The following is a 19,270-nucleotide window of genomic DNA, read 5'->3' on the forward strand; positions in this document are numbered from 1 at the left end:
CAGAGATGAATATCGACAAGAAGATCGCTGATGATCTTGTTGCGAACGACATTTCCTTTGTCACCACTGTGCCCTGCAAGCAATTGGCCGGTGTGATTGAGGAAATCGACCAGCGAGATGATATTTTCCATATCCCGTCCAACAAAGAGGACGAGGGCATGGGGCTGTGTGCCGGTGCATGGATGGGGGGCAAGCGACCTGCCATCATCATGCAGAACACGGCAATTGGCGTGACGATCAACACGCTGGCGACGCTGATCCAGTATTATCGCATGCCATTGCCGATGCTGATTTCCTATCGCGGTGAATTGCGTGAACCCGTGGCCTGCCAGGTGGAAATGGCAGTGCACACCAAAGCCCTTCTGGCTCAGCTGAACATACCGACCTATCACTTCCACAAGCAGTCTGATGTGGAAGAGCTGGACATGATCCTGAAATATACCTTCATGTGCAACAAGCCGGTGGCGATCCTCACAGACGCCAATTTCTGGGGAGGCTATGGCGACCAATGATCCGTTCTGAAATCCTTAAAGAAATCGCCCCGATCCTGCGCAATCAGCTTGTGGTCTGCAATATCGGCATTCCGAGCCAGGAACTGCATGCAATTGATGATCAGCCGACCAACTTCTATATGCTCGGTACAATGGGACTGGCATCCAGCATCGGCTTCGGGCTGGCTCTGGCACAGCCCAAACCGGTTATTGTCATCGATGGAGATGGATCCGTTCTGACCAATATGGGCACTTTGCCGACGATCGCGAATAATCCGACCGGCAATTATATCCTGATGATCATCGATAACGGCTCATATGGGTCCACCGGCGATCAGCCAACCTATGCAGGCCGGAAAACATCCCTGGCCAAGGTTGCGGAGGCCTGTGGCTGTGAGAATGTCATCGAGTGCCGGGATGTGGATACGGGAGACGTTCTGCAGAAAGCACTGGATAGCGGCGAGATGCATATCATTGTCGTTAAATGTGACAGCGGCAATGCCAAGATGCCGGTGATTACCATGGACCCTGTGGTGATCAAGGACCGGTTCATGAAGGCCGTACAGGCGTGATCGGATCAGGCACCATCCATAGTACAGAGGATGCGCGTCGCATTGCGCGTCGCCGTCTTCCATGGATGGTGTTTGATTATATCGATGGAGCTGCAGGGCAGGAGACCGGCGCAGAACGGAACCGGACAGCGCTCGACCAGATGACCCTGCGGCCTCGTATTCTCAAGGATGTGAGCGGGCGGTCTCTCACTGCCTCCCTCTTTGGACAGGATGTTCTCCGCCCATTTGGCATAGCCCCGATGGGCATGTGCAATCTGTCCGGTCCGGGCGCCGATCTGATGCTGGCGCGTCTCGCCGCTCGCTACAAGGTGCCACTGGGCGTCTCGACTATGGCCTCGACGCCCATGGAAAAGCTGATTGAGGTGGCGGAGGGTCATGCCTGGTTCCAGCTTTATTTCAGCGGTGATGGCACAGGAACATTCAAACTTGTAGAACGCGCCAAATCTGCTGGCTATGAAACTCTGGTCCTCACTGCAGATGTGCCGGAACTGGGACGTCGTCCCCGCGAGTTACGACATGGCTTCAAAATGCCGTTTCAGCTTGGTGTGCGGCAGTTCATCGACTTTGCGCTTCATCCACGCTGGTCGCTTGCTACATTGCTGAATGGCAAGCCGGAACTGGCCAATTTCCTGATGGATGGATACGCGTTTGACCGCACAGAGAGCAGAGCCAAAGCGACCTGGCAGACGCTCGATCAGCTGCGCGCGAGATGGCCTGGCAAGCTGGTGGTGAAGGGTGTACTGGATGTAGACGACGCTATCCGGCTCAAGGCTTCCGGGGTTGATGCCATTCAGGTCTCAAGCCATGGTGCCCGCCAGCTGGAAAGCGCACCGGCTCCATTCCAGATGTTGCCGCATATCCGGGAATCCTTGGGAGCGGACTATCCGGTTTTCTATGACAGCGGTGTCAGAAGCGGTGAGGATGTTCTGAAAGCGCTTCTAAGCGGCGCTGACTTCGTCTTCCTGGGCCGAATTCTGCAATTTGCCATCGCAGCAGGTGGAGAGAACGGATTGAATGAGCTCTGGTCTGTTCTGAGCAGTGAATTGAGCACGGCAATGGCACAAACTGGAATGACCAAGTTGAAAGACAATAATATTTTATGAGAAATGAAATATTATGTAATCCTCGGTTTCTTCGTATCTGAACGATAGCTCAGCGCTGATTTTCCTGCGAATTTCCGGAATGTCCGGTTAAACGCGGCATCCGACATATAACCAACCGCCTCGCCGATTTCAGCAACAGACAGATCGGTGGTCCGCAACATATTTGCGGCCTGCCGCATACGCAGGTCGGTCAGATAAGTGAACAGCGGCATGCCGGTCAGCGTGGTGAACCGTTGCGCCAGGCTGGCCCGCGACATGCCAAGTGTCTGGGCCACATTGTCCAGGGTCCACGCTTTTTCCGGCTCTGAATGGAGCAGCTGCAGGGCAGGACCGATCTTCTTGTCAAAAAGGGCCGCAACAAATGTGGTCTGCTCTGGATCAAGAGAGATGAAACAGCGGAAGAACTGCACCAGAAGGACTTCTGTCATCCGGTTGAGAATATGGGGCGTGCCGGGGCTGGGTGAACTGGTTTCGTGAACCAGATAATCAAGGCTCGACTTGAGCCAGACGCTTTTGGCTACCTCTTCCTCACGCAGAATCAGAACCGGTGGGAAGGCCTGGAACAATGGATGGGGGAAATCCTGCCGAAAGCTGAAATAACCGCAGACCAGCAATGTATCCACATCCCGCTGGAAGGACGGCGCTGCTGCCGCTTGCCCATCAATGATGTGAGGTTCGCCTTTCAAAACAATCGCCACGTCACCCGGGCCAAGCCAGTGTGTGGTGTCGCCCATTTTCAAACTGCATCCACCCCTGCGAACACAATGAAAGCTGGCAACTTTCTTGTCAGAGAAATCCAGAGACCAGGGCGGAGACATCACTTCACAGAAGTAGACGCTGCCTTCAACTTCAAACTCACTCAGGATTTTGCTCAAAACGGGCATGGTGGCTGGCCTTTGGCGGGGCGATATGGAACGTTCAGTCTTAATAAATAGACGATCTGCACGTAAAATAAAGATAACTGTGATTGATAAGATCGTGATGGGAGCAGATCTTTGCATTATCCACAAAGCAAGGGAGAAATCATCATGAACTTGAAAGCTTTGACATTGGGTGTTGCGTTGAGCGTTTTTGGTGCGGTTGCCATGGCATCCGCTGAAGACAAAAGCGGCCTTCCGGTACCTGGTCTTGAAATCACACCAGGGCAAACCGCTCTTGTGATCACAGATCCGCAGAATGACTTCCTGAGCCCGGATGGCGTGACCTGGGGCGTTGTTGGCGAAAGTGTTACGGAAAACAACACGGTTCAGCACATCGAAGATCTGATGAAAGCAGCCAAGAAGGCTGGCATGCCGGTTTTCGTTTCTCCACACTACTATTATCCGCACGATCACCAGTGGAAGATCGAAGGCGCGCTTGAAAAAGTCATGCACAAGATCGGCATGTTCAACCGCAAGGGCCCGCTGGATACAGAAGGCTTTGAAGGATCCGGAGCTGACTGGCTTGAACGTTACAAGCCATACATCAATGACGGCAAGACCGTTGTAACCAGCCCGCACAAGGTTTACGGCCCGGAGACAAACGATCTGTCCCTGCAGCTGCGCAAGGCTGGCATCAGCAAGGTTATCCTGGCTGGCATGTCCGCGAACCTCTGCACCGAATCTCACATGCGTGAACTGGGCGAGCAGGGCTTTGATGTGATGGTGGTCTCTGATGCGACCGCCGGCGCGAAACTGCCTGGCCTCGATTCCTATGCCGCTGCTCTGGTCAACTATCGCATGATCGCCAGTGAAGTGGCCAAGACAGACGTCGTCGTCGAGCGTATCGGCGCTGCCTATAAGTAAGACAGGCAAAAGTGTGAATAGTCGACGGGCCTGAATGGCACAGACCCTCCATCATCGGGTCCGTCGTGCTCGCCGAGCAATCGGCAACACTCCATCCGGCTACCGAAAGGTGGTCGGATGTTTTTATGTCCGGGGCTTATGGCCAAGGGCCTGATCAGCAGGTTTTTCCTGTGCTGGCCCCGGTCACAATGTATATGGGGCTGAGGCGCTGAAAACCGCTCTTGACTGGTCTATGACAGGGGTCTATACCCGCCGCACTATGAACCTTTGTTCTGTCGTCGGGTTTGCTGCGTGAATTAGATGCTGAAACCCTCTGACAGAACCGGACAGCAGCCCCCATTTCGCGAAGCTGCCGCACCGTTTCAAAGCCGGTGCCCTTCGTGAGATGTGACGCGAGATTGTACGGTTCTGTGCGACATGGAACTGAGACAGCAACAGATTGAAAGAAACGAAAGCGGATACAATGCAGGTAACGGAAACCCTGTCCGAGGGACTGAAACGCGAACTGAAGATTGTCGTTCCTGCCTCCGAGCTGGATTCGAAGCTTCAAACCCGTCTGACGGAACTGAAAGACCGCGTTCGCCTGAACGGCTTCCGTCCGGGCAAAGTGCCGGTGGCCCATCTCCGTAAAGTTTACGGCAAGTCCGTTATGGCCGAGATCGTGCAGGAAACGATCACCAACACAAGCCGGTCGACCCTTGAAGAGCGGAACGAAAAATCCGCAATTCAGCCGGACTACAAAATGACCGAAGATGAAGCAGAAGCCGACAAGATTCTCGACGGTCAGGCCGACCTCGAATTTTCCATGGCTTACGAAATCCTGCCAGCCATCGAAATCGGCGATTTCAGCTCCATCACCATTGAGCGTCCGATTGCTGAAGTAACCGACGAAGACATGGATGCCCGCATCAACCAGATCGCAGACGGCTCCCGTTCTTACGACGCAAAAGACGGCGCTGCTGAAGATGGCGACCAGGTACATATGTCTTACCTGGGTAAAGTCGACGGTGAAGCGTTCCCGGGCGGTGCTGACGAAGATGCACGTCTGGTTCTTGGTTCCGGCCAGTTCATCCCGGGCTTTGAAGAGCAGCTGATCGGCTCCAAGGCAGGTGATGAGAAAACCGTCAAGGTTACCTTCCCGGAAGAGTACCACGCCAATCATCTGGCCGGTAAAGACGCCGAGTTTGACGTTGTCGTCAAAGAAGTTGCTGCACCGGGTGCTGTCGAGCTGAATGACGCATTTGCCGAAAAGTTCGGCCTTGAGTCCCTCGACAAGCTGAAGGAAATGGTCAAGGAACAGATCGAAGGCGAATTCGGCACCTACACCCGTCAGAAAGTCAAGCGTCAGCTTCTTGATCAGCTTGATGAGCAGTACAAGTTCGATGTGCCGCCAAGCCTGGTTGAGCAGGAGTTCGATTCCATCTGGCAGAACGTCAATGCCGAGCTGGAACAGGCTGGCAAGACGTTTGAAGATGACGACACCACCGAAGAAAAGGCTCGTGAGGAATACACCACGATTGCCGAGCGTCGGGTTCGTCTTGGTCTTCTGATGTCTGAAATCGGCGAGAAGAACGAAGTCAAGCTTGAAGACAGCGAAGTTCAGCGCGCTCTGTTTGCCCAGGCTCGCAACTTCCCGGGTCAGGAACAGATGGTCGTTGACTACTACCTGAAAAACCCACAGGCTATGGCATCTATCCGGGCACCTCTGTTCGAAGAGAAAGTCGTCGACTATCTTCTGGAGCAGGTAAGCGTTACCGACAAGACCGTCTCCAAAGACGATCTGATGAAGGAAGACGAAGAGTAAAATCGTCTTTCAAAGAGAGAATCAGGGGCTCCGTTTCTGTCGAAACGGAGCTCTTTTTGTATGGTCATCCACCATTTCCAACAGGTTTTACAAAAATATTTGGTCCTGATGACGAAAGTCCCTATATGGGACTTGTATTCGCTACGAATGGCTGTAAACAGCCATTTTTACGGCATTGAACCTGGCCCAGTGAGGCAAGCTTTCCGGACTTGGTTCAGACGCGTCAACGAAATATTTATTGGGACATGCAACGGACTTGGTATCGAGTTTCCAGTTGCTATTCCGGGCTGTGTCTCACGAAGATCATGATCCGGCTTAACGCAGAAGGCTTTCAGAATGCGCGATCCGATTGATACCTACATGTCCACGCTGGTTCCGATGGTGGTGGAAACCACCAACCGGGGTGAGCGCGCCTACGACATTTATTCCCGCCTCCTGAAGGAGCGGATCATCTTCGTTACAGGCCCGGTTGAAGATCACATGTCGGCACTCATATGTGCCCAGCTTCTTTTCCTTGAGGCGGAAAACCCCAAGAAAGAGATCAACATGTACATCAACTCCCCGGGCGGAGTGGTGACATCCGGCCTGGCGATCTACGATACCATGCAGTTCATCAAGCCGGCCGTATCCACTCTGTGTATCGGTCAGGCGGCCTCTATGGGCTCTCTGCTGCTGTCTGCCGGTGAAGCAGATCAGCGCTTTGCCTTGCCGAATGCGCGGGTTATGGTGCATCAGCCATCTGGTGGTGCCCAGGGTCAGGTCAGTGATGTTATTCTGCATGCGCAGGAAATGACCAAACTGAAGCAGCGTCTCAACGAAATCTACGTCAAGCATACCGGACGTGATTACGAGACCATCGAGAATGCGCTTGATCGCGATAACTTCATGACAGCCGACGAAGCCAAGGAATTTGGCATTGTCGACAACGTAATTAATGCGCGTGAAGGCGGTGAAGAAGACGCGAGTTAATCATAAAGTGAAAGAGAAGATGCCTTTTTCTTCGCATTAAGGCTCTCTTGAAACTTCTGTGACTAACTTAAATGTGTTGAGTGGAGGCCTTGAGTCTCCCCTCAATCGGGATAGATCACGAAGAGGGGATATTGCCGCCCCCTTCAAAACGGCTTAAAAGTAGACTGACAGCAGTTTCTGCTTGCAAGAGAAGACGGAGTTACGCATGAGCAAGACCAGCGGTGGTGACGGAAAAAATACGCTCTATTGCTCGTTCTGCGGCAAGAGCCAGCATGAAGTCCGGAAGTTGATTGCCGGTCCGACCGTATTCATCTGTGATGAATGTGTCGAACTGTGCATGGACATCATCCGGGAAGAGAACAAATCCTCTCTCGTTAAATCCGCGGACGGCGTGCCGACCCCGCAGGAAATCTGCGATGTGCTGGATGATTATGTCATTGGCCAGATGCATGCCAAACGGGTGCTGTCTGTTGCGGTTCATAACCACTACAAGCGTCTGAACCACGCCGCCAAGAACAATGACGTGGAACTGGCGAAGTCCAACATTCTCCTGATTGGCCCGACCGGTTGCGGTAAGACCCTTCTTGCCCAGACCTTGGCACGCATTCTGGATGTACCGTTTACAATGGCTGACGCCACCACACTGACCGAAGCCGGTTATGTGGGTGAAGACGTTGAGAACATCATCCTGAAGCTTCTTCAGGCTTCCGACTACAATGTGGAACGCGCCCAGCGCGGTATCGTCTACATTGATGAGGTCGACAAGATTACCCGCAAGACAGACAATCCATCCATCACTCGGGACGTATCCGGTGAGGGCGTTCAGCAGGCTCTGCTGAAGATCATGGAAGGGACTGTGGCATCCGTACCGCCTCAGGGTGGTCGTAAGCATCCGCAGCAGGAATTCCTGCAGGTGGACACGACCAATATCCTGTTCATCTGTGGTGGTGCCTTTGCGGGCCTCGACAAGATTATTTCCAACCGTGGCCGCAAGACATCTATCGGCTTTGGCGCAATGGTTGCCGCTCCGGAAGATCGCCAGACTGGTGAACTGTTCCGCGAAGTAGAGCCGGAAGATCTGCTGAAATTCGGCCTGATCCCGGAATTTGTCGGCCGTATGCCGGTTCTGGCCACACTGGAAGATCTGGATGAAGATGCTCTGGTACAGATCCTGACAACGCCGAAGAACGCGCTTGTTAAACAGTATGAGCGTCTGTTCAACATGGAAGAAGTCAAGCTGACCTTCCAGGAAGAGGCTCTGTCCGGCATCTCCCGCAAGGCAATTGAGCGCAAAACCGGTGCTCGTGGCCTGCGTTCCATCATGGAATCAATTCTTCTCGATACCATGTTCGACCTGCCGGGTCTGGAAGGTGTTGAGGAAGTTGTTATCTCCGGTGATGTGGTCGATGGCGATGCACGTCCGCTCTACATCTACGCTGACAAGGCAGAAGAAACTTCCGGTGCTTCAAGCGCCTGATTATTCTTCCATAGATTTTCGAAGCTGGCCGAACTTTGTTTGGCCAGCTTATTTTTTGTCTATAGGTCTTTTGGCCCTCCTGCAGGGCTTGACTTGCTCTGACCATAGTCCCACGTAAGACTAAATCAGTTGATTATGCCCTCCGACGCTTGAGAATGTCTGCCGAATCCGGCCTTATAGACAGAAAGGTCGAGGGGTCTTTCGACTCTGCTCACTCTGCACTCTGAGCGAGTGCTTTCAAGGAAGGATTGGATCATGAGCGATTATGAGGCCGGTCACGTTGATGCCGGGGAAACCGGGTCAATCTATCCGGTGCTGCCGCTGAGGGACATCGTTGTTTTCCCTCACATGATCGTACCGCTGTTTGTCGGGCGTGAGAAATCTATTCGCGCGCTTGAGGAAGTCATGCGTGATGACCGCCAGATCCTGCTGGCGACCCAGGAGAATGCAGGCGATGACGATCCGTCACCGGATGCGATCTACACTGTGGGTACGCTCGCCAGCGTTTTGCAGCTCCTCAAGTTGCCGGATGGAACCGTCAAGGTTCTGGTGGAAGGATCTGACCGTGCTGAAATCGTCGGCTTCACAGATCGCGAAGAGTATTTTGAAGCCGAAGCCGCCATTCTTCGTGAAGAAGAGGGCGATGAGGTTGAGCTGCAGGCTCTGGCTCGTTCTGTCGTGGCCGAATTCGAGAACTATGTGAAGCTGAACAAGAAAGTTTCTCCTGAAGTTCTGAGCGCTGTGACGCAGATTGATGATCAGTCCAAGCTGGCGGATACAATCGCCTCTCATCTGGCGATCAAGATCCCGGAGAAGCAGTCCATTCTTGGCATCGTCAGCGTCTCCGAGCGTCTCGAAGCCGTTCTTGGCATGATGGAGAGTGAAATCTCCGTCCTTCAGGTCGAAAAACGCATCCGCTCCCGCGTCAAGCGACAGATGGAGAAGACACAGCGCGAGTACTATCTGAATGAGCAGATGAAGGCCATTCAGAAGGAACTGGGCGATTCAGAAGACGGTCGCGACGAGCTCCAGGAACTGGAAGAGCGCATCGGCAAGACCAAGCTCTCCAAGGAAGCTCGCGAAAAGGCTGAAGGTGAGCTGAAGAAGCTCAAGCAGATGAGCCCGATGTCGGCGGAAGCCACCGTAGTCCGCAATTACCTTGACTGGCTGCTGGGTATTCCCTGGGGCAAGAAGAGCCGCGTCAAACACGATCTCGGTTATGCTGAGAACGTCTTGAACACGGATCATTATGGGCTTGAAAAGGTCAAGGAACGGATTGTCGAGTATCTTGCTGTTCAGCAGCGGACCAACAAACTCCGTGGACCGATCCTCTGTCTGGTTGGCCCTCCAGGTGTTGGTAAGACGTCTCTCGGCAAATCAATTGCCAAGGCAACCGGTCGTGAATTCTGCCGCATGTCTCTTGGTGGTGTGCGCGATGAAGCCGAGATTCGCGGCCATCGCCGGACCTATATCGGCTCCATGCCGGGCAAGGTCATTCAATCGATGAAAAAGGCCAAGAAGTCCAATCCGCTGTTCCTTCTCGATGAGATTGACAAGATGGGCATGGATTTCCGCGGTGATCCGTCTTCGGCCCTGCTGGAGGTTCTTGACCCGGAACAGAACAGCACGTTCATGGATCACTATCTGGAAGTGGAATATGACCTGTCCAATGTGATGTTTGTCACCACGGCCAACTCTCTCAATATTCCGGCTCCGCTGATGGATCGTATGGAAGTGATCCGTATCGCTGGCTATACGGAAGATGAGAAACTGGAAATCTGCCGTCGTCATCTCATTCCCGAGGCAATTCGGGATCATGGCCTGCGGGACGATGAATTCTCCATCGGTGATGATGCACTGCGCACTGTCATTCGCCGTTACACCAGAGAAGCCGGCGTGCGTAACCTGAAACGTGAAATGGCGACACTCGCCCGGAAGTCGGTCAAGACTCTGCTCACCTCGAAGAAGAAGAGCATCAAGGTCACCGACAAGAATATCGAGGAATTCCTCGGTGTTCCGAAATTCCGCTATGGCGAAGCCGAATCCGAGAATCAGGTTGGTGTCGTAACCGGTCTTGCGTGGACTGAGGTGGGTGGCGAACTGCTGACCATCGAAGGTGTTATGATGCCGGGCAAGGGCAAGATGACCGTTACCGGCAACCTGCGCGATGTGATGAAGGAATCAATCTCCGCAGCCGCATCCTATGTGCGGTCCCGTTCGGTGGATTTCGGCATTAAGCCAACGGATTTCGACAAGAAAGATATCCACGTTCACGTGCCAGAAGGTGCAACACCGAAGGATGGCCCGTCTGCCGGCATTGCAATGGCAACGGCTATTGTGTCGATCATGACAGGTATCGAGGTCCGTAAGGACATCGCCATGACCGGTGAGGTCACATTGCGGGGACGGGTTCTGCCGATTGGCGGTCTGAAGGAGAAGCTGCTGGCGGCCCATCGCGGTGGTATCAAGACAGTGCTTATTCCGGAAGACAATGCCAAGGATCTGGCCGACATTCCTGATAATGTCAAAAGCGGCCTCGACATCATTCCGGTCAGCCGGATGGATGAAGTTCTGAGCCAGGCTCTTGTATCCGAACCGGAACCCATCGAGTGGGATGGCTCTGAAGAGGACACATCCGGCACGGTCCTTGATGACGAATCAGGTGAGAATCTAACGGCTCACTAAGCCGAAACGGCTTGTGGAAGAGGGGGCTCAGCCCCCTTTTTTCATGCACAAGTTCCACATTTTGCAATGCACATTGGGGAAAATACCTCACGCATTGATTTTTTTGGAAAAAACCACGGAAAACTGCCATTTTTAGCTTGATAAAAGTGCAGATTCTATCAAAGTTTGCACGACAGGTCGCGCTTAGGAATCAGCGATCTAGCGACAGAAAGGGTGCTGTCTTATGAACAAAAATGAACTTATTGCAAAAGTTGCCGAGACGTCTGAATTGTCAAAGGCGGCTGCTGGCCAGGCTGTAGAAGCAACATTTGATGCCATCGCGGATGCTCTGAAATCCGGCGATGAAGTCCGCATCATCGGTTTCGGCAACTTCTCCGTTACCGAGCGTGCTGCCAGCGAAGGCCGCAATCCGCGGACAGGTGAGCCGATCCAGATCCCGGCTTCCAAAACTCCGAAATTCAAGGCTGGTAAAGGCCTGAAGGATGCCGTCAACGGTTAATCGTTACGCATCTTGAATTTAAAGAACCCCGCTTTTTTAAGCGGGGTTTTTTGTTGCCGGAACGCAAACGCTGGGCATTTTAGTTCGTGACAGGCACCAGCGTTACCGTAACATTGGCATCATATTTGTTGATTGCCCCGGATCCCGCATCAATTGCCAGTCCGACAACTCCACCGAAGATCAGATTGCCAGCAGTCATGGCTTCCACATCAGACGGGATCTGATGGATAGCGGTCTGATAACCGTCCTTGTTACAGGTCAGATTGAGATCATGCTTGCTTTTCGAAACGGTGATGATCTGCGGTGTCGACGGAATGTCGGCAATACGGGTGCCATTCTGGTCCACAGTACACTGGGCTCCAGCAGGGTTGCTGGAAATTGTGATTTGCTGGGTAGTTCCCCGCGTGATCGACGCGCAGCCTGCCAGGGTCAGTACCAAAATCAAACTCGCACTCGTTACTTTTGAAGTCATCTCTATCCCCTTATACACGTCATGGTTACCTATCCGGTTCCCATATGTATGTCAAAGTGGGGAAGGGCTGTGTTCACAGCTACATTTGACGACGCATCAAAGTGCCTGTAAGTGCCCGGCTGGATATACCTCATATTTATGCTCTCTTTGCTCTCAGCATGTCTGTGATCATCCTGTCCCTGTGTTGCGACAGGGCGACCGAGGATTTCCCGTCGGCTTCAGCAATGACCCCGTTGCAGAGGATTTCAGAGACCTCTCCAGAGAGACGCGGGTCGCCAAGATCATCCCACCAGCGATTGAAACTGTCGCTGTACCGGTCGCAGAAAGCCTCAAGGCCTCCTTCGCCCGCACCCAGATGAAACAGCATGGTAGGTCCCATCGCGGCCCAACGCAGACCTGGTCCGGCCCAGACAGCCTTGTCGACGTCCTCAACGCTGGCCACACCCTCCCTGATCAGATGGATTGCTTCACGCCATAATGCGGCCTGAAGCCGGTTTGCAACATGACCGGGAACCTCCTTGTGAAGCCGGATCGTTGTCTTACCCACAGCCGTGTAGAATGCCTCGGCCCGCTCAAGGACATCCGCATCCGTCGCATCATTGGCCAGTAATTCAACCAGTGGGATAAGGTGAGGCGGATTGAAGGGATGCCCCAGAATCAGGCGTGCCGGATTTTTCCAGCCCTGCTGCATTTCCTTCAGCATCAGGCCGGATGCCGATGAGCTCACAATAGCTCCATCACTCAGAACCGGCTCTATCTCGGCAAAGGTTGCATGTTTGATGTCCAGTCGTTCCGGCACATTCTCCTGAATGAACTGCGCACCTTGCACGGCCTCTGCAGCCGTTTTGAGGAAACGGATTCCTCCCTTCCGGCCTTCAACGGCCAGCCCAAGCTCAAGAAGCGTATCCCAGGCGCGGTCCACATAAGCCAGAACGTCCTGTTCTGCTGTGGAGGACGGATCATAGACCTGAACATCCAGTCCAGCGGCTGTAAACAGAGCGGTCCAGCTTGCACCGATAACACCAGCACCCAGAACTGCGGTTGTCTTAATCTCTGTCATCAGAATAATCCCGGATTGAGAGATGAGGCTGCCGTCAGGCCACCATCAATAGTAAAGCACTGGCCAGTGGCAAAGCTCGATGCGTCTGATGCCAGCCAGACAGCCATTTTCGCGATATCGCCAGGCTGACCGAAACGTCGCATGGCATGGCGGGCAAGGGCGTCTTTTCTGGCTGTTACCGGATCATCAGCAAGATCGAAACCGGCGTCCAGCATGCCAGTTTCAATCCACCCGGGGCAGATGGCGTTACACCGGAGATCGGGGCCATGATCAACAGCAATGGAGCGCGTCAGACCATGAACAAAGGCCTTTGAGGCATTGTAGAGCGCCATGCCCGGATCAGCGACATTGCCGGAGATGGAACCAATATTGATGATCGAGCCAATGGGTTGGATCAGAGGGATGAACGCCCGACACATGTTGAACACACCGCGCGCATTTGCACCCATCAGCGTATCCCAGTCCTGATCAGTGGTCTCGGGAACGATTTTCTCAATCTGGACCCCGGCGTTGTTGACGAGGATGTCCAGAGACCCGATGGATGTCGCGAGCCGGGCAACCTCATCCGGATTGGCCACATCAAGCCGATGCCAGATAACCTGTTCCGGCAGGCCTTCAGGCCGGTCGCTGCGCCCACAGGTTATCACTGCTGCACCTTCGGCCAGAAAGGCATCGACAATCCCGCGACCGATACCCTGGCGTCCGCCCGTTACAAGGGCTGCTTTTCCGGAAAGTACAGTCATATCAATGCGCAATCATAACGTGGCGGATAGAGGTGTAAGCATCCAGCGCATAAACGGACATGTCACATCCGGTACCGGACCCTTTCATAGCTGCCCAGGGCATCTCAGGTGTACCCACACCATGCGTATTGACCCAGGTGAAGCCATAGCGCAGAGACGAGCTGACCCGCATGGCACGGCCGACATCTTTGGTGAAGATCGATGAGGCAAGGCCATACCGTTCGGCATTGGCGGTCTGAAGGGCTGTTTCCTCATCGGAAAATCGGGACAGCGTAACAACAGGGCCGAAGACTTCTGAACAGGCTATCTCGGCATTGTTGTCCACATTGGCGACAACAGTCGGCTGATAGAAAAAGCCCGAGCCATTCCCTTCAGCACCCCCGCAGACAATCTCCGCAGCGCCTCGGGCACGCTCTACAAAACCGTGGACCCGATCCCGCTGGACTGCAGAAACAATCGGACCCATCTCTGTACCGTCATCTTTGGGTTTTCCGATCTGAATTTCTTTCACCTGCGCTTCAACCGCCGCAACCACCTGATCGTAAACCGTATCCTGAACCATGATCCGGCACGGCTGGGCACAGTCCTGACCGGCATTGAAGAAGGATCCATACCGAACCACTTCGGCCACTGTGTCGATATCCGCATCATCAAACACAATAACAGGAGCCTTTCCACCGAGCTCCAGATGAACGTGCCGGATCTGATCTGATGCAGCCTTCATGGCGGCTTTGCCGGTTTCCGGTGACCCGGTTATCGAAATTCCCTCAACGGATGACGCATTGATTAATTGACTGCCGACGCCAGCGCCACGTCCGTGGACGATGTTGACCACACCCTTAGGCACGATATCGGAAAGCAGTTCTGCCATACGCAGTGTGGAGAGGGGGGTGATTTCTGATGGTTTGAGAACAACAGTACATCCAGCGGCGAGCGGGGCCGCCAACTTCCACGCAGCCATCATCAGCGGATAGTTCCAGGGCGCAATGGCAGCCACAGGACCAACCGGATCACGCCGGATCATGGATGTATGGCCGGCCACATATTCCCCGGCAGCGGTTCCTGTCATCGTACGCGCAGCACCTGCAAAGAACCGGAACGTATCAATAGTCAGTGGCATTTCGTCGTCATGAGCAGATGGCCAGGGCTTCCCGACATCAAGACTTTCAAGCTCTGCCAGCTCTGTGGAATTCGCCTCCAGACAATCCGCAATCTGCGACAGGAGCGCAGACCGCTCTGCCGGTGTTGTCTTTGAGTAAGCCTTAAAAGCCTCTTCGGATGACCGGGCCGCAGCGTCGACCTGTTCGCTGGACGCTTCTGCGACTGAGGCAATTTCTTCTCCGGTCGCAGGATCGATGATTGCCAACGCATCACCATCACCGGTAACCAGTTCCCCATTGATCAGCAGTTTGGTCTGCATCGCTTTCCTCCTCAAAAACTGTGCGACGAGATTAGAACTTCACCAGATCTCCGCCCTTCAACGCCAAACGCTCCCGGGCCTGTTCCGGTGTCGCAATGGTATGGCCAAGATTTTCGATGATGGACCGGATCTTTCGCACCTGATCCGCATTGGACCGGGCGAGTTGTTTCGGGCCGATATAAAGAGAATCCTCCAAACCGACACGCAGGTTCCCGCCCAGCATGGCGGACTGGGTCGCGAAACTCATCTGGTGACGCCCGGCGGCCAGGACTGACCATTCATAAGCATCACCAAACAGTTTCTGGGCAATGGTGTGCAGGTGCATCAGATTGTCGAGATCGGCACCGACACCACCAAGAATGCCAAACACCATCTGTATGAAAAATGGCGGCTTGATCAGGCCTTTATCGACAAAATAGGCCAGATTGTAGAGATGGCCGAGATCATAACACTCAAACTCAAACCGGGTACCGTGCCCGTCTCCCAGCTCCTTCAGGGCATATTCGATGGTTTGGAAGGTGTTCGGGAAGATGAAGTCTCGCGTCATTTCCAGAAAGGGTTTTTCCCAGTCATGTTTCCAGTCCGAATATTTCTCTGCCATGGGGAAAATGCCAAAATTCAGCGAGCCCATATTCATACTGGCCATTTCCGGGCTGGCCGTTGTGGCAGCGCGCAAGCGCTCCTCGATTGTCATTCCAAGACCACCGCCCGTGGAAATATTGATAACGGCATTGGTGGACTGTTTGATGATTGGCAGAAACTGCATGAAGGTTTCCGGTCTCGGGTCCGGTTTGCCAGTCTCCGGGTCGCGGGCGTGGAGGTGGATAATAGAGGCTCCTGCCTCAGCCGCTTCTATTGCCGCAGTGGCAATCTCCGACGGCGTTACCGGCAGGTGCGGAGACATGGTCGGCGTATGAATGCCGCCGGTCGGTGCACAGGTAATAATAACGGGCTTTGACATGGGAACCTCTAGATCTAGAGTTTCATCTGCTGGACCTGGGCCGAAAGCCCTCCGTCAATGACCCAGAGTTGTCCCGCTGCATAGCGGGCTTCATCTGAGGCCAGCCAGTTGACAAGATTGGCGATATCTTCCGGCTTTCCATAGGTTCGCATGGGGTGAACATCGCGCACAGCCTTCTGCAGACTGTCGATATTACCGCCGCTGCCACCGGAGCCATCTCCCTCAAAGAAAGACTGGAGCATGGGCGTATCCACATAGCCCGGACAGATGGCATTGACCCGAATACCTTCGGGCCCGTGATCACAGGCCATCGCGCGGGTGAGGGCATGCACGGCACCCTTGGTCGCGCAATAAGCGGCAAGGCCGGGATCTGCGATAAAGCCATCGTAGGATCCGAAGTTCACCACACTTGCACCGCCCTTGGACCCTGAAGCGTTTCGGAGAAGGGGCAGCGCATATTTCGAGGTCAGGAACATGCCGGTCACGTTGATTGCGAAAATCCGATTCCATTGCTCAAGCGTGGTATTCTCAATCGTTTCCTCGATTTCAATTCCCGCAGCATTGACCAGAATGTCGAGTTTGTCCCATCGGCTTGCCAGTCCCTCGAAGGTTTGGATAATTCCTGCTTCATCAGTCACGTTATAATGGTGGAATGTGCCTGCGCCGCCATGATCTGTAAGGTCTGCCGCAATCACTTCAGCGCCTTCCCGTTCAAAGCGGGCGCAGATTGCTGAGCCGATGCCACCTGTTCCGCCTGTGACGAATGCAGTTTTTCCATCAAGCACGCCCATCAGGAAACAGCCTCCCGGTAAGCATCAAGAACAAGGCCATGGAAATGATGGACGGCATGTTCCGACTTGCCGGATCCGGATGGGTCATGAACGATCCGGCCCTGATCAAATGCCGGTGTGCTCATGCCACGCTGGACACTTTCAACCAGATTGATGTCTTCAACCTGCAAAACCTCATCCAGATAACGGATGGCATCCAGCTCCATCTCATTTGCGTCTGGCGTTTCAAGGAAGAAGTCGTAGGTCTCGAAGGTCCGGTCGGGGCCAAGCGGGATAATGTTCAGGATAATCATGGACGATCGCCCCGGATAACGCATCAGGCAGGTATTCGGCCAGAGCCACCAGACCGCATGGGTTTTGACGGTCGCATTCGAGACGTCATAGGCAGAGTTCGGCGTATTCCCGGCATCTGCCATATGGCTTGAATAAATACCGTGCGTGGTAACCTTGTAAGTATCCATATCCACTAGGTCACAGAAATCCTTGTGCGCCGTCGGGCAGTGGTAACATTCAAGGAAATTGTCGACCACATTCTTCCAGTTGGACTTGATATCGTAAGTGAGGCGATGACCAAAAGTCAGCTTCTCAATGTCAGGTGCCCAATGCCGAATCTCAGTCTCAAGGTCTCCTGATATTTCCCTGAGAGGCGCTGCATGCGGATCAAGATTGACGAAGATGAAACCGCAGAATTCTTCCACCTGAACCTGATCCAGACAGATATCCCCGGTGCTGAAGTCCTCTAGATGGTCTGTCTCCGGTGCCCGCGCCAACTGACCGTCAAGCTTGTAGACCCAGGCATGGTAAGGACACAGGATTCTGGTCGTATTGCCGTCACCGGACAAGAGCTCATGAGCCCTGTGCTTGCAGACATTGTAGAAAGCACGCAAATTCCCTTCACGATCCCGGACAATGGCAATCGGCTGCCCCGCGATGGTGATGGTCGTATAGGAACCGGGATCCCGGACCTTCTCCACATGACAAACCCACTGCCAGGTTTTTGCAATGACAGCATTCTGGTCCAGCACATGCCAGCGCGGGTCGGTATAGGCTTCAGCCTTCAATGACATCGATCTGGCTGGATTATCATCATATCCATGCGACAGCCGCTGAAAATCTTCTCGTGAGAAAACAAGGCTCATGACTGACCTCCCTGGCAGGTCTGACGGATCTTTTTGCTCGTGAGGTTGATGGTAGTTGTGTTTTTCATCATCAATTTGATATTATCAGCCAGATTTTTGCTGTTAGTGGCCTTTTGTCCGATGACTCACGATCCAGATACGAGCTTCAGAATTGGAATGCTGCTGCTGGATGGCTTCAATGCAATGGCTATGCAGGCTTTTCTGGACCCGTTTCGAGCATCAAATTATCTGCGCAGCCGCAACCTGTATTCCTGGTCTTTTCTTGGCCACGATTCTGCCAGTGTCACCGCCAGTAATGGCTTGACTGTCTCGAAACTTTCCGCGTTTCCATCAGAAAAGGATGCGTTTGATCTTCTCGTGGTCAATGCAAGTTGGGGGGCGGAACGCTTCCGGAAGCCGGAACTTTTGAAAGGTCTGCGTTCAGCGGCCCATAAGGGCCTAGCAATATGCGGAGTTGATACGGGTGGTTTTCTGCTGGCTTACGCCGGGTTGCTGACGGGTAGGCGGGCCGCTGTTCACTACGAGCACATTGCAGCGTTCAGAGAACTTTTTCCGGATACCCGGATGGATGAGGATCTCTTTGTTATCGACGGAGAGATTCTGACCTGCTGTGGTGGTCTTGCCACCGCCGACCTGGCACTGGAAATTGTTCGTCTGCAGCAGGGGTTGGAGCTAGCCAATGCAGCGGGCAGATACATCTTTCATGACCGTCTGCGTGCCGGAGATGAGAAGCAATTGCCCGAGCGCCAGGAACCCGTTGGCTATGCGGCACCTGTCAAACTTCGTGAAGCCATCATCATCATGGAACGCAATCTTGAACACCTGATCGGCATTACCGAGATCGCAAAAGCCGTCAATCTGTCACAGAGGCAACTCGGCAGGCTGTTCCAGCGCCATACCGGTGTTTCTCCCGTCAGGTATTACCTCGATGTAAGACTGGACAGGGCAAGGGGACTTCTGACCCAGACAGAACTCCCCATATTGGAAGTCGCCATAGCCTGTGGATTTACAAGCAACGCGCAGTTTTCCCGCGCCTACAAAACCCGGTTTGGCTTGTCTCCCAGCAAGGATCGCCTGGAGGGGCGTATTCCATTCCAGTTCCGGTCCTATCCCAGTCACGCCGGTGTCTAGGGTCAAGACTCATTGCTAACAGGGCCCGGCGGGATCGGCATTCGATCCCGTTACATACATTGTTGGATTTTAGGAAAATGGTGGGCGGTGAGAGACTCGAACTCCCGACATCCTCGGTGTAAACGAGGCGCTCTACCAACTGAGCTAACCGCCCGGGAGACAGCGTCTG

Annotated in this window: 19 protein-coding genes and 1 tRNA gene; 10 read left to right on the forward strand and 10 right to left on the reverse strand. The window is 53.8% G+C overall.

Annotated elements, in window-relative coordinates; all coding sequences use genetic code 11:
* Window positions 1-5 precede the first annotated feature (5 nt).
* From comD to RA157_RS14945, 3 genes are read left to right on the forward strand one after another with little or no spacing between them, the layout of a single operon-like run.
* Window positions 6-512: a sulfopyruvate decarboxylase subunit alpha gene (comD, locus tag RA157_RS14935; protein WP_350333925.1), complete on the forward strand. Its 507-nt coding sequence runs from the start codon at window positions 6-8 to the stop codon at window positions 510-512.
* The gene (gene comE / locus RA157_RS14940) at window positions 509-1,063 is read left to right on the forward strand and encodes a sulfopyruvate decarboxylase subunit beta (protein WP_350333926.1); all 555 of its coding nucleotides are present in this window, start codon (window positions 509-511) and stop codon (window positions 1,061-1,063) included. Before comD ends, comE begins: the two co-directional genes overlap by 4 nt.
* On the forward strand, window positions 1,060-2,166 hold the full coding sequence (locus RA157_RS14945; RefSeq protein ID WP_350333927.1) for an alpha-hydroxy acid oxidase: 1,107 nt from the start codon (window positions 1,060-1,062) through the stop codon (window positions 2,164-2,166). Before comE ends, RA157_RS14945 begins: the two co-directional genes overlap by 4 nt.
* 11 nt (window positions 2,167-2,177) lie before the next feature.
* On the opposite strand, the gene RA157_RS14950 is transcribed toward RA157_RS14945, so the two are convergent.
* Window positions 2,178-3,167, reverse strand: a complete 990-nt coding sequence (locus RA157_RS14950; protein WP_350333928.1) for an AraC family transcriptional regulator — start codon at window positions 3,165-3,167, stop codon at window positions 2,178-2,180.
* A 27-nt stretch (window positions 3,168-3,194) separates the two neighbouring features.
* Between RA157_RS14950 and RA157_RS14955 the strand changes: the two genes are divergently transcribed.
* Together RA157_RS14955 and tig are read left to right on the forward strand one after the other, a co-directional pair.
* Window positions 3,195-3,950 (forward strand): cysteine hydrolase family protein, encoded by a 756-nt coding sequence (locus tag RA157_RS14955; protein ID WP_434058449.1) that lies wholly within the window; start codon window positions 3,195-3,197, stop codon window positions 3,948-3,950.
* A 463-nt stretch (window positions 3,951-4,413) separates the two neighbouring features.
* Window positions 4,414-5,754 (forward strand): trigger factor, encoded by a 1,341-nt coding sequence (tig, locus tag RA157_RS14960; RefSeq protein WP_350336216.1) that lies wholly within the window; start codon window positions 4,414-4,416, stop codon window positions 5,752-5,754.
* A gap of 167 nt (window positions 5,755-5,921) precedes the next feature.
* On the opposite strand, the gene RA157_RS14965 is transcribed toward tig, so the two are convergent.
* Window positions 5,922-6,104 carry a chaplin family protein gene (locus RA157_RS14965; protein WP_350336217.1) on the reverse strand — a complete coding sequence of 61 codons (183 nt, stop codon included), beginning with the start codon at window positions 6,102-6,104 and terminating at the stop codon, window positions 5,922-5,924.
* Between RA157_RS14965 and RA157_RS14970 the strand changes: the two genes are divergently transcribed.
* From RA157_RS14970 to RA157_RS14985, 4 genes are all read left to right on the forward strand, one after another.
* Complete coding sequence (locus RA157_RS14970; RefSeq protein WP_350333929.1) at window positions 6,091-6,723, forward strand: ATP-dependent Clp protease proteolytic subunit; 633 nt, start codon at window positions 6,091-6,093, stop codon at window positions 6,721-6,723. The genes RA157_RS14965 and RA157_RS14970 overlap by 14 nt on opposite strands.
* A gap of 205 nt (window positions 6,724-6,928) precedes the next feature.
* Window positions 6,929-8,200: an ATP-dependent Clp protease ATP-binding subunit ClpX gene (gene clpX / locus RA157_RS14975; RefSeq protein WP_350333930.1), complete on the forward strand. Its 1,272-nt coding sequence runs from the start codon at window positions 6,929-6,931 to the stop codon at window positions 8,198-8,200.
* Window positions 8,201-8,455: 255 nt separating this feature from the next.
* Window positions 8,456-10,885, forward strand: coding sequence for an endopeptidase La (gene lon, locus RA157_RS14980; protein WP_350333931.1), 2,430 nt, complete (start codon window positions 8,456-8,458; stop codon window positions 10,883-10,885).
* A 223-nt stretch (window positions 10,886-11,108) separates the two neighbouring features.
* Window positions 11,109-11,384, forward strand: a complete 276-nt coding sequence (locus RA157_RS14985; RefSeq protein WP_350333932.1) for an HU family DNA-binding protein — start codon at window positions 11,109-11,111, stop codon at window positions 11,382-11,384.
* Window positions 11,385-11,463: 79 nt separating this feature from the next.
* Here RA157_RS14985 and RA157_RS14990 read toward each other — a convergent pair whose 3' ends face one another.
* The 7 genes from RA157_RS14990 to RA157_RS15020 form a co-directional block, all read right to left on the reverse strand.
* The gene (locus RA157_RS14990; protein WP_350333933.1) at window positions 11,464-11,823 is read right to left on the reverse strand and encodes a translation initiation factor 2; all 360 of its coding nucleotides are present in this window, start codon (window positions 11,821-11,823) and stop codon (window positions 11,464-11,466) included.
* Between the two features lie 169 nt (window positions 11,824-11,992).
* Window positions 11,993-12,916 (reverse strand): 3-hydroxyacyl-CoA dehydrogenase NAD-binding domain-containing protein, encoded by a 924-nt coding sequence (locus tag RA157_RS14995; protein ID WP_350333934.1) that lies wholly within the window; start codon window positions 12,914-12,916, stop codon window positions 11,993-11,995.
* Window positions 12,916-13,659 (reverse strand): SDR family NAD(P)-dependent oxidoreductase, encoded by a 744-nt coding sequence (locus RA157_RS15000; RefSeq protein WP_350333935.1) that lies wholly within the window; start codon window positions 13,657-13,659, stop codon window positions 12,916-12,918. The genes RA157_RS14995 and RA157_RS15000 overlap by 1 nt, the downstream gene beginning before the upstream one ends.
* A gap of 1 nt (window position 13,660) precedes the next feature.
* Entirely contained in the window at window positions 13,661-15,079 is a 1,419-nt protein-coding gene (locus RA157_RS15005) for an aminobutyraldehyde dehydrogenase (RefSeq protein WP_350333936.1), read from the reverse strand.
* 31 nt (window positions 15,080-15,110) lie between these two features.
* Window positions 15,111-16,040 (reverse strand): 3,5-dioxohexanoate:acetyl-CoA acetone transferase, encoded by a 930-nt coding sequence (gene kce, locus RA157_RS15010; protein WP_350333937.1) that lies wholly within the window; start codon window positions 16,038-16,040, stop codon window positions 15,111-15,113.
* A 14-nt stretch (window positions 16,041-16,054) separates the two neighbouring features.
* Window positions 16,055-16,831, reverse strand: coding sequence for an SDR family NAD(P)-dependent oxidoreductase (locus RA157_RS15015; RefSeq protein WP_350333938.1), 777 nt, complete (start codon window positions 16,829-16,831; stop codon window positions 16,055-16,057).
* Entirely contained in the window at window positions 16,831-17,970 is a 1,140-nt protein-coding gene (locus RA157_RS15020; protein WP_350333939.1) for an aromatic ring-hydroxylating oxygenase subunit alpha, read from the reverse strand. Before RA157_RS15020 ends, RA157_RS15015 begins: the two co-directional genes overlap by 1 nt.
* Window positions 17,971-18,090: 120 nt before the next feature.
* On the opposite strand from RA157_RS15020, the gene RA157_RS15025 reads away from it, so the two are divergent.
* Window positions 18,091-19,101: a GlxA family transcriptional regulator gene (locus RA157_RS15025; protein WP_350333940.1), complete on the forward strand. Its 1,011-nt coding sequence runs from the start codon at window positions 18,091-18,093 to the stop codon at window positions 19,099-19,101.
* Between the two features lie 78 nt (window positions 19,102-19,179).
* Here RA157_RS15025 and RA157_RS15030 read toward each other — a convergent pair.
* Window positions 19,180-19,255 (reverse strand) — tRNA-Val (locus RA157_RS15030).
* Between the last annotated feature and the right edge of the window lie 15 nt (window positions 19,256-19,270).

The sequence above is a fragment of the Coralliovum pocilloporae genome, assembly GCF_030845175.1.
Lineage (GTDB): Bacteria > Pseudomonadota > Alphaproteobacteria > Rhizobiales > Cohaesibacteraceae > Coralliovum > Coralliovum pocilloporae.

Coding starts and splice junctions, on each gene's coding strand:
- comD (WP_350333925.1), top strand. CDS start 6: ATGAATATCGACAAGAAGATCGCTGATGATCTTGTTGCGAACGACATT.
- comE (WP_350333926.1), top strand. CDS start 509: ATGATCCGTTCTGAAATCCTTAAAGAAATCGCCCCGATCCTGCGCAAT.
- RA157_RS14950 (WP_350333928.1), bottom strand. CDS start 3,167: ATGCAAAGATCTGCTCCCATCACGATCTTATCAATCACAGTTATCTTT.
- RA157_RS14955 (WP_434058449.1), top strand. CDS start 3,195: ATGAACTTGAAAGCTTTGACATTGGGTGTTGCGTTGAGCGTTTTTGGT.
- tig (WP_350336216.1), top strand. CDS start 4,414: ATGCAGGTAACGGAAACCCTGTCCGAGGGACTGAAACGCGAACTGAAG.
- RA157_RS14970 (WP_350333929.1), top strand. CDS start 6,091: ATGCGCGATCCGATTGATACCTACATGTCCACGCTGGTTCCGATGGTG.
- clpX (WP_350333930.1), top strand. CDS start 6,929: ATGAGCAAGACCAGCGGTGGTGACGGAAAAAATACGCTCTATTGCTCG.
- lon (WP_350333931.1), top strand. CDS start 8,456: ATGAGCGATTATGAGGCCGGTCACGTTGATGCCGGGGAAACCGGGTCA.
- RA157_RS14985 (WP_350333932.1), top strand. CDS start 11,109: ATGAACAAAAATGAACTTATTGCAAAAGTTGCCGAGACGTCTGAATTG.
- RA157_RS14995 (WP_350333934.1), bottom strand. CDS start 12,916: ATGACAGAGATTAAGACAACCGCAGTTCTGGGTGCTGGTGTTATCGGT.
- RA157_RS15000 (WP_350333935.1), bottom strand. CDS start 13,659: ATGACTGTACTTTCCGGAAAAGCAGCCCTTGTAACGGGCGGACGCCAG.
- RA157_RS15005 (WP_350333936.1), bottom strand. CDS start 15,079: ATGCAGACCAAACTGCTGATCAATGGGGAACTGGTTACCGGTGATGGT.
- kce (WP_350333937.1), bottom strand. CDS start 16,040: ATGTCAAAGCCCGTTATTATTACCTGTGCACCGACCGGCGGCATTCAT.
- RA157_RS15015 (WP_350333938.1), bottom strand. CDS start 16,831: ATGGGCGTGCTTGATGGAAAAACTGCATTCGTCACAGGCGGAACAGGT.
- RA157_RS15020 (WP_350333939.1), bottom strand. CDS start 17,970: ATGAGCCTTGTTTTCTCACGAGAAGATTTTCAGCGGCTGTCGCATGGA.
- RA157_RS15025 (WP_350333940.1), top strand. CDS start 18,091: ATGACTCACGATCCAGATACGAGCTTCAGAATTGGAATGCTGCTGCTG.